The following is a 6,000-nucleotide window of genomic DNA, read 5'->3' as shown; positions in this document are numbered from 1 at the left end:
TGATGACGCCCGAGGTGGAGTTCGGGGAGGAGGTGGGCCACCCCCGCCGGTACGCGCGGACGGGCCTGCCGCAGATCTTCCCCGTCCGGGACGCCGACCGGGGAGGGCGGCCCCGCGGTGGTGCGGATGAGGGAGACGGCTCCGGAGGTGATCGGCGTGCTGCTCGACCGCGGATCCGTGCGGGAACTCCGGCGAGCGGGCCGGGGCCGGTGACCTCGCCGACTGGCCACTGCGGGGCGATGCGCTGATGGAGCGGTCCCGTCGCGGGACCGCCGACCACCTGACCCGGAGGACCGGACTTCCACCGGCGGGCGGCAAGAAGCTCACAACCGGAGATCAACCGCGCCTTCAAGGTCTCAAGTCTGCCGGGCGTGCGAAAGCGCGAGGCTAGGATGCGACCGTGGCGCCGCTTGTCCCGTTCCCTCCCGTCTTCCGGCAGCTGCCGGCCGAGCAGCCGCGCCATGGACGCGAACCGGAGACGGTGACCGGGGCCGAGGGGTTCGTAGACGGCCAGCCGCTTCCGGTTCCGCCACGGCTGGGCAAGCCGCGTGTGCGCGTGACTCCGCACACTGCTCCCCCGCACGACGTCCCGCCTTCCTCGCGCCGGCGCGACCGCACGGTTGCCGGGCGCATCGACGCCCTACGCGCAGCTCACGAGCGACAGCGATTCCCGGGCGTGGACCCGGGCGATGGTCGGCCGCGGCCGATGACGCTCGGGGCCGATGCGCATGGGATTCAAAGCGTTTCAGGACGTGCTGAGCACGATGGAGAGGACACTTTCATGCAGAACTACGACATCAAGAAGGAGCGGCGGGACCTCTACTCGGCCAGGCGTGACCGGTTCGAGATCGTCGATGTGCCGCGCATGAGCTTCCTGATGGTGGACGGCCGCGGCAATCCCAACACGTCGGCCGACTATCGCGCGGCGGTCGAGGCCCTGTACACGACCGCCTATGCCGTGCGCGCGATCGCCAAGGAGAAGTTGGGCCGGACACACACCGTCGGCCCGTTGGAAGGACTGTGGTACGCGGACGACCTCAGCGTCTTCAAGACCCGTGACCATGACGAGTGGAGCTGGACGCTCATGATCGTTCAGCCGGGCTGGGTCACCTCCGCCATGGTCGACGAGGCGATGGAGCGCGTTGCGAGGACGAAGGACCTCAGCGCCGGGCACCGCGTGAGGTTCGACGACTACGCCGAGGGGCAGTGCGTACAGATCCTGCACGTCGGGCCGTATGACGAGGAGGGGCCCACGATCGCACGGATGCACGAGGAGTTCATGCCCGCCGAGAAGCTGGTCCCCCGCGGGCATCATCACGAGATCTACCTCTCCGATGCCCGCAGGACGGAACCGAGCCGACTGCGCACCATCCTCCGCCAACCGGTCGGCCCGGCTCACACCTGACCTCGTACGCGTCCTCGGGGATCTGCGACCCGGCCGGTGGCGGCTCTGTGCGGACCGGCCCGGTCCGTGGTCCGGGCCTGGTCTGACGGGGTCACCGGGCCGCGTACCGGCACCGGCACCACGTGTCCGGCGCAACGCCCTCGCCGGCCCCACCGGCGTACGTCACCACCCGGGGGCAGGACCGGCTGCGCGCCCCGGTCGGCTCGCCGTCTCCTCCCCCGCCCCGGCCCGCGAAGGCGCGCGAGGGGCGGGGTGTACGGAATGCGGCGGACGGTCAGGCCAGTCCGGCCACCAGCTCCGCCACCGGCTTGCGGCGGCCGGTGTAGAACGGGACCTCCTCACGGACGTGGAGGCGCGCCTTGGAGCCGCGGAGGTGGCGCATGAGGTCGACGATGCGGTGCAGTTCGTCGGCCTCGAAGGCCAGCAGCCACTCGTAGTCGCCCAGCGCGAAGGAGGCCACGGTGTTGGCGCGCACGTCGGGGAAGCCGCGCGCCATCTTTCCGTGCTCGGCGAGCATGCTCCGGCGCTCCTCGTCGGGCAGCACGTACCACTCGTAGGAGCGGACGAACGGGTAGACGCACACGTACGCCCGCGGCTCCTCCTCCGCCAGGAAGGCCGGGATGTGCGACCGGTTGAACTCGGCGGGGCGGTGCAGCGCCATGTTGGACCACACCGGCTCCAGGGCGCGGCCCAGCTTCGTGCGGCGGAAGAGGTTGTAGGCCTCCTGGAGCGCCTCGGAGGTCTCCGCGTGCCACCAGATCATCATGTCGGCGTCGGCGCGCAGCCCGGAGACGTCGTAGGTGCCGCGCACGGTGACGTCCTTGGCGGCGAGCTGGTCGAACAGCTCCTGGACCTCGTCGGCGTAGCCGGCGCGGTCCTCGGGGAGGACGTCGCGCAGCCGGAAGACCGACCACATGGTGTAGCGGATGACCTCGTTGAGGTCCTTGGCCCTCTTGCCCGCGTTGGGCGCCTTGCGGGGTTCAGCAGTCATGCGGTCATTCTCCCGCGCTCCCCGGCCCGGCCGGCGGCCGGGTGCGCAGCACCGCCTCGGCGGCGGCGCGGCCGCCGGCGACGCAGGCCGGGATGCCCACCCCGTCGTACGCCGCCCCGCACACCGCCAGGCCCGGGTGCGCGGCGAGGTGCCGGCGGACGCGGGCGACGCGTTCCAGGTGGCCGACCGGGTACTGCGGCAGCCCGTCCTCCCAGCGGGTGACCCGGGACTCCACCGGGCGTGCGCTGATCCCGACCGCCTCCGCCAGGTCCCGCAGGGACAGCTCCACCAGCTCGGCGTCGTCGCGGCGCAGCACCTCCTCCTCGCCGTACCGGCCCAGGGAGGTGCGCAGGACGAACAGGTCCGGGTCCTGCGCGGCGTTCCAGGCCCACTTGTTGGACGAGAAGGTGGACGCCTTGATGTTCCGCCCGTCCACGGAGGGGACGAGGAAGCCCCGGCCCTGCGGGACCCGTCCCAGGTCACCGCGGCGGAAGGCCATGGTGACCAGGGCCATGGAGGCGTACTCCACGGCGGTCAGCTCGGCCGCGGCGGCCGGGGCCTCGGCGGCCAGCAGCCGCGCGGCGGCGGGCGCGGGGACGGCCAGCACCACCGCGTCCGCGGTCAGCGCACGGCCGGCGGCGGTCACCGTCCAGCCCTCCCCGGTGCGGCGCAGCCCCGTCGCGGGGGCGCCGGTGACGATCCGCGCGCCCGCCGCGCGGCAGGCGTCGGCGACGGCTCCGGGCAGCCGTCCCACGCCGCCCTCGATGCCCATGAACACGGGGCCGTCCTGCCGCCGCGCGGCGGCCCGCTCCTGGATGCCGCGCACCCCGGCCAGCAGGGAGCGCTGCGTCCGCGCCGCCTCGTACAGCGCGGGGACGGCCGCGCGCATCGAGATCCGGTAGACGTCCCCGGCGTAGACGCCGCCCAGCAGCGGCTCCACGAGCCGGTCGACCACCTCGCGGCCGAGCCGTTCGGCGACGTACGCGCCGATGGCCACGTCCTCGCCGACCTCGGTGCGCGGCAGCTCGGCGTCCTCGGCGGCGCGGGCGAGGGCGTCGGGTGCCAGGATTCCGGCGAGGACGGCGGGGTCGGCCGGTACGCCCATGACGTGTCCGGTGGGCAGCGGGCGCAGCTCGCCGCGGGTCCAGACGGCCGCGGTTCCCGTGGCGGGCGGCTGGAGGGCGTCGCCGAGTCCGACCGCGTGGGCCAGGTCGACGGCCTCGGGGCGCCGGGCGAGCATCGACTCGGCGCCCAGGTCCACCGCGGCCCCCGCGATACGGCCCGCGTGCAGCTTGCCGCCGAGCCGGTCCGAGGACTCCAGGACGGTCACCCGCGCGCCGCCCGCGAGGAGGCGGTGGGCGGCGGCGAGTCCGGTGATGCCGCCGCCGACGACGATGACGTGCATGGCCCCACTCTCGCAGACGCCCTCCCGGCCGCGGGCGGTGGCCCGGCCGAGTCCCCACCGTGACCGCTTCGCGACCGGAATCCGGCAACCGGCGTGCCGGGCGGTCCGTCCAACTCCCGTCATCCGCACACGTTCTGGGGGGTTCGATGTTCACACGCAGCACACCGGCCGGTTCCTCTCCCCGGCCCCGCCGGCCGCGCCCGCGGCTCCTCGCCGCCGCGCTGTCGGCCGCCTCGGTGGCGCTCTCGGTGGCGCTCGCCGGCTGCGGGGCGGCGGGCGACGACGCGGGGGCGGGCAGCGCCGACAAGGGCGTGGCGGTCCCCGGGGCGGCGCGGCAGGAGGCCGGGAACGAGGCCGGGAGCGTACGGGAGGACGCCGCCGCGGAGCCGGGCGGGAAGGAGGCGTCGGCCGACAAGGCGGCGCCCGATCCCGCCGCCACCCACGTCGTCCGTACGGCCTCGCTGACCGTGACGGTCGGGGACGTGCCGGGCGCGCTGGCCAGGGCCCGGGCCGCGGTGGAGGCCGCGGGCGGCCACGTCGCCGACGAGACCACCGACCGGGACTCCGGGGGCCGCGAGCGCTCCCGGGTGACGCTCCGGGTGCCGCCGGGAGAGTACGAGGAGGTGCTGGAGGAGCTGTCCGGGCTCGGGAAGCTGGTGGAGCGGAAGGTCTCGGCGAAGGACGTCACCGACCGGGTCGTGGACGCCGAGAGCCGCATCCGGACGCAGCGGGCCAGCGTGGAGCGGGTCCGCGAGCTGATGGACGAGGCCACCAAGCTGTCCGACGTGGTGGCCCTGGAGGCCGAGCTGAGCACCCGGCAGGCCGATCTGGAGTCCCTCCAGGCGCGCCTGGCGTCCCTGGAGGGGCGCACCCGGATGGCGACGGTCACCCTCGCCCTGCACGAGCCGGACGGGGAGCCCGCCCGGGACGGCGGCGACGACGGGCCCACCGTCGGCGACGCCCTGGCGGCCGGGTGGGACGCCTTCACCGCGACGCTCCACTGGATCGTCGTCGTCCTGGGCGCGGTGCTGCCCTTCGCCGCGGCGGCCGGGCTGGCGGCGCTGCTGTGGCGGGTGGCGCGCCGCCGTCTGCCGCGGGGCGCCGCCCGCCCGTCCCGCACCGCGCCCGCCGCGCCGGAGGGCGCGGCGGGGAGCGGAACCGGCGGGGCCGGCGGGGACTAGCGGGCGGTCTGCTCGTGCACGAACTCCACGAGCCGGGTGAGCGCGTCGGGGTCGGTGTCGGGCAGCACGCCGTGGCCGAGGTTGAAGACGTGGCCCGGGAGGTCCCGGGCCGCGTCCAGCACCCGCCGCGCCTGGGCCTCGACGGCCTCGCGGGGGGCGAAGAGCACGGCCGGGTCGAGGTTGCCCTGGACGGCCCTGCCGGGTCCGATCCGGCGGGCGGCCTCGTCCAGGGGCACCCGCCAGTCGGCGCCGACGACGTCCGCGCCCGCCTCGGCCATCAGTCCCAGCAGCTCGCCGGTGCCGACGCCGAAGTGGATGCGGGGGACGCCGTAGGGGGCCACGGCGTCGAAGACCTTGGCGGAGGCGGGCAGCACCGAGCGGCGGTAGTCGTCGGGGGCCAGGGCGCCGGCCCAGGAGTCGAAGAGCTGGACGGCGCTCGCGCCCGCCTCGATCTGCACCTTCAGGAAGGCGGCGGTGATGTCCGCGAGGCGGTCCAGCAGGTCGGCCCAGAGCTCCGGGGCGCCGTACATCATCGCCTTGGTGTGCTCGTGGTTGCGGGACGGCCCGCCCTCGACGAGGTAGCTGGCGAGGGTGAAGGGGGCCCCGGCGAAGCCGATCAGCGGGGTGGTCCCCAGCTCGGCGGTGAGCATGCCGACGGCCTCGGTCACGTACTTCACGTCGTCCGGGTCCAGCGGGCGCAGCCGCTCCAGGTCCTCGCGCGAGCGGAAGGGGCGGTCGACGACGGGTCCCACCCCGGGCTTGATGTCGAGGTCGACGCCGATGGCCTTCAGCGGGACGACGATGTCGCTGAAGTAGATCGCCGCGTCCACCCGGTGGCGGCGGACGGGCTGGAGGGTGATCTCGGTGACGAGATCGGGGCGCATGCAGGAGTCGAGCATCCCGATGCCCTCGCGCACCTTGCGGTACTCCGGCAGGGAGCGGCCGGCCTGCCGCATGAACCACACCGGGGTGTACGGCACCGGCTCGCGGCGGCACGCCCGCAGGAACGCGGAGTCGG

5 protein-coding genes are annotated in these 6,000 nt (G+C 74.8%); 2 read left to right on the top strand and 3 right to left on the bottom strand.

What is annotated here, in order from left to right; translation table 11 throughout:
* Positions 1 to 781 precede the first annotated feature (781 nt).
* Complete coding sequence (locus VE546_RS16010; RefSeq protein WP_324922794.1) at positions 782 to 1,405, top strand: GyrI-like domain-containing protein; 624 nt, start codon at positions 782 to 784, stop codon at positions 1,403 to 1,405.
* A gap of 274 nt (positions 1,406 to 1,679) precedes the next feature.
* On the opposite strand, the gene hemQ is transcribed toward VE546_RS16010, so the two are convergent.
* Complete coding sequence (hemQ, locus tag VE546_RS16005) at positions 1,680 to 2,396, bottom strand: hydrogen peroxide-dependent heme synthase (protein ID WP_324922792.1); 717 nt, start codon at positions 2,394 to 2,396, stop codon at positions 1,680 to 1,682.
* A 4-nt stretch (positions 2,397 to 2,400) separates the two neighbouring features.
* Complete coding sequence (gene hemG / locus VE546_RS16000) at positions 2,401 to 3,801, bottom strand: protoporphyrinogen oxidase (protein WP_324922790.1); 1,401 nt, start codon at positions 3,799 to 3,801, stop codon at positions 2,401 to 2,403.
* Between the two features lie 146 nt (positions 3,802 to 3,947).
* Here hemG and VE546_RS15995 point away from each other — a divergent pair, with 146 nt between their 5' ends.
* On the top strand, positions 3,948 to 4,982 hold the full coding sequence (locus tag VE546_RS15995; RefSeq protein WP_324922788.1) for a DUF4349 domain-containing protein: 1,035 nt from the start codon (positions 3,948 to 3,950) through the stop codon (positions 4,980 to 4,982).
* Here the strand turns inward: VE546_RS15995 and hemE are convergent.
* Positions 4,979 to 5,986, bottom strand: coding sequence for a uroporphyrinogen decarboxylase (gene hemE / locus VE546_RS15990; RefSeq protein WP_324922797.1), 1,008 nt, complete (start codon positions 5,984 to 5,986; stop codon positions 4,979 to 4,981). The two genes, VE546_RS15995 and hemE, sit on opposite strands and share 4 nt — an antisense overlap.
* Positions 5,987 to 6,000: the final 14 nt, after the last annotated feature.

The sequence above is a fragment of the Streptomyces sp. genome (assembly GCF_035644915.1).
Lineage (GTDB): Bacteria > Actinomycetota > Actinomycetes > Streptomycetales > Streptomycetaceae > Streptomyces.
This window is presented reverse-complemented; position numbering and strand designations above follow the sequence as displayed.